The organism is Spirosoma flavum, from assembly GCF_042686045.1.
GTDB lineage: Bacteria > Bacteroidota > Bacteroidia > Cytophagales > Spirosomataceae > Spirosoma > Spirosoma flavum.
This window is the reverse complement of the sequence record NZ_JBHUOM010000029.1, coordinates 1-2,746: the sequence shown is the minus strand read 5'-3', so window position 1 is coordinate 2,746 and position 2,746 is coordinate 1. Positions and strand designations below refer to the sequence as shown.

Here is a 2,746-nt window from a genome sequence, read left to right as displayed (position 1 = left end):
AAGGCGTTATGTACTTTCTGGCTCCCGGGCAAGTGCTGCGCGTAGAAACGGTCGAAGATACGACCGGCGAGCCATCGGGTTGGCTGCTGCTGATCCATCCCGATTTTCTGTGGAACACCCCTTTATCGAAAAACATCAGTCGCCACGATTTTTTTGGCTATGCTTGTCATGAGGCCCTTTTTCTATCGGAAAAAGAAGAGGAAATTATTCATGGAATCAGTCAAAACATTAGTCGGGAGATCCAGGGCAATATCGATCAGTTCTCTCATCAAATCATTATTGCCCAACTGGAAGGACTTCTTCGCTATGCTGATCGGTTTTACAACCGTCAACTCATTACGCGACGTATCAGTAGTCATCGGGTGCTTTCGCAATTAGAAGCCTTATTAGACAACTATTTTAACCAAAATGAACAGGTGCTCAAGGGGGCTCCGTCGGTTCAGTACGTTTCCGAAAAACTGAACGTGTCCCCCAATTATTTAAGCGGCCTGCTCAAAACACTGACCGGACAAAGTACCCAGCAACACATTCAGGAAAAACTCATCACCCTCGCCAAACAAAAGCTGTCTACCACTGACCTAACGGTAAGCGAAATCGCTTATGAACTAGGCTTCGAACACCTGCCCTCATTCAGCAAGTTATTCAAAAATAAAACCAACCAGTCTCCGCTTGAATTCAGGCGGGCGTTTCAGTAAATGCCCGATTTGAGCAGCATATACATGAAGGCTCCTTCGTCTCACATAGGAGTGTTTTGATGAGATAATTATTAATGAGTTACAACTACGAATCAGTCTAGTTCGTGATGAAGGACGTTGATTTAGTTTTTTTAACATAGGTATTAGAGCCAAGCAAAAAATCAGATAGCTTTATCGCAGATTCACAATTAGTAGCTCATGAATACCGACCTTACCTACCGATTAGCACCAAAGCCGACCTGCCCAAAATTGCTGAAATGCTACTGGATGACCCTTTAGGAGCATTACGAGAAAAATCTGAATCTGTTTTAGGCGAGGCTAATTATCAGGCCTACGAAAAAATCAGGGTTGATGCCAATCAGGAGCTGACCATTGTTGAACTAAATGGAGAGGTCGTTGGCACGTATCATCTTACCTTTATTCAATATCTAACCCATCAAGGCGGTCTGCGCGCCCAGATTGAAGCGGTACGCGTGGCATCTTCCTGCCGTGGCCAGGGAATAGGCAAGAAAATGTTCCACTATGCCAGCGAGAGAGCGAAAGAAAAAAGGCTGTTATATGGTCCAACTCATGACCGACAAACAACGCCCTGAAGCGATTAAATTTTACAAATCCTTGGGATACGTAGCCACGCATGAGGGAATGAAGCTTAAATTTTGATGGTCAAAAGTTGAGTGCTTTACCGTCATTTGAAAAGCCGATACCTGAACAATACCACGTCTCAAAATGGAGGGTTATTTGAGCATTCGAAAATTTCCTAGCTTACCAACTATTTCTTGAAAAGATTAACTCATTTGTCATTCTATAGCCAAGAAGGGGCGATTCTCTGCCCATCCTTTTGACAAATTAGTTGCGTTAAAAATGGTACTTTTCTTAGGCAAGTTGCATATTCTATCTTATGTTAATAAACTATTCTAAGAATCGAGCTCTAACAACAGGCCTTCAATTAGAGGGTGGCAGAACCTCTTTAACCAACAGAATAGATTAAACTCTAGTCATATCTAGCTTTAGTGTAGAAACTAAAACATACTCTATGTTCAAGATCAAATTATTGCTCACTCAGGTGGCAGTTATTGGTAGCTGCGTTCTCGTTCTAAGCGGCTGTGCGACCGTATTTGGTGGACCAAGAACCAGTTATCAAGTAACGAAACCCTTCGATGGCCAGCCACAACGCCAAGTTCGAGTGGGTGCCCTAATTGCGGATATCATTCTGTTCTGGCCGGGCACCATCGTTGATTTTGCAACGGGAGCTATTTACAAACCCGCCCCGGTGCAGGTACCCTTAGCCCCCCCGCCGGTTGAGATGCGATAATGGCGTAAATGCGATTGCTAAAAGGCTTGATGAAATTCTCTATTAAGCCTTTTAGCAATCGTCAGGTTAACAAAGTTGCCCTTATAAAACCACCCCTGATATGCGTACGTCCGTTCTCATTACAGTAGTACTAACTCTATTTTGGCTGCCTCTTCACGCCCAAACCGTTCAAACCGATTCTAGCTCAACGCCTGATCATGTAATTTACACCGTTGTCCAACAGCAACCCGAATTTCCGGGTGGGATGAGTAGACTAGGTCAGTACATCAGTGACAATCTACGGTATCCTAAAGCAGCCCAGGCAGCCGGTTTAGCGGGACGGGTTTTTATTCGATTCCTGATCAATAAACAGGGTGCCATTGAAAAGGTAAAGGTCTTAAAAGGGATTTCTCCTGAGATCGATGCAGAAGCTATACGAATGGTGGCCAGTATGCCGAATTGGCTTCCTGGCAAAGTGGATGGCCAAGCCGTTGATTGCTTTTATAATTTGCCTATCAACTTTTCTGTTCGGTGAAGGAGGGCCGCTTTTTATGCGTTTTGATAAACGAAACGGATAAGACTCTTGACTTAGTCAAAGACTTGTTCATAAAAAATAGCGGATCAAGATGTTTGATTAACATATTGCCAGTGGCTGTTGCAAAAGTAGATCAGTATAAAACAAAACTGGTCAGGTATTGGTAGAGCGATTACCATTCCGCTCTGTTCAACGGGCGTAAAGCGCAGATACTTCTTCAAGTTA

4 protein-coding genes are annotated in these 2,746 nt (G+C 43.8%); all 4 read left to right on the top strand.

Features of this window, described 5'->3' with window-relative positions:
• The coding region (locus ACFS25_RS27130; protein WP_381507583.1) for a helix-turn-helix domain-containing protein at positions 1-695 on the top strand (695 nt) is incomplete at its 5' end.
• Between the two features lie 257 nt (positions 696-952).
• Positions 953-1,288 (top strand): GNAT family N-acetyltransferase, encoded by a 336-nt coding sequence (locus ACFS25_RS27125; RefSeq protein ID WP_381507581.1) that lies wholly within the window; start codon positions 953-955, stop codon positions 1,286-1,288.
• Between the two features lie 440 nt (positions 1,289-1,728).
• The gene (locus tag ACFS25_RS27120; RefSeq protein ID WP_381507579.1) at positions 1,729-2,007 is read left to right on the top strand and encodes a hypothetical protein; all 279 of its coding nucleotides are present in this window, start codon (positions 1,729-1,731) and stop codon (positions 2,005-2,007) included.
• A 100-nt stretch (positions 2,008-2,107) separates the two neighbouring features.
• On the top strand, positions 2,108-2,521 hold the full coding sequence (locus ACFS25_RS27115) for an energy transducer TonB (RefSeq protein WP_381507577.1): 414 nt from the start codon (positions 2,108-2,110) through the stop codon (positions 2,519-2,521).
• Positions 2,522-2,746: the final 225 nt, after the last annotated feature.

Bases quoted from the DNA above. Each gene is read 5' to 3' on its own strand.
- ACFS25_RS27125 (WP_381507581.1), top strand. From the start codon at position 953: ATGCTACTGGATGACCCTTTAGGAGCATTACGAGAAAAATCTGAATCT.
- ACFS25_RS27120 (WP_381507579.1), top strand. From the start codon at position 1,729: ATGTTCAAGATCAAATTATTGCTCACTCAGGTGGCAGTTATTGGTAGC.
- ACFS25_RS27115 (WP_381507577.1), top strand. From the start codon at position 2,108: ATGCGTACGTCCGTTCTCATTACAGTAGTACTAACTCTATTTTGGCTG.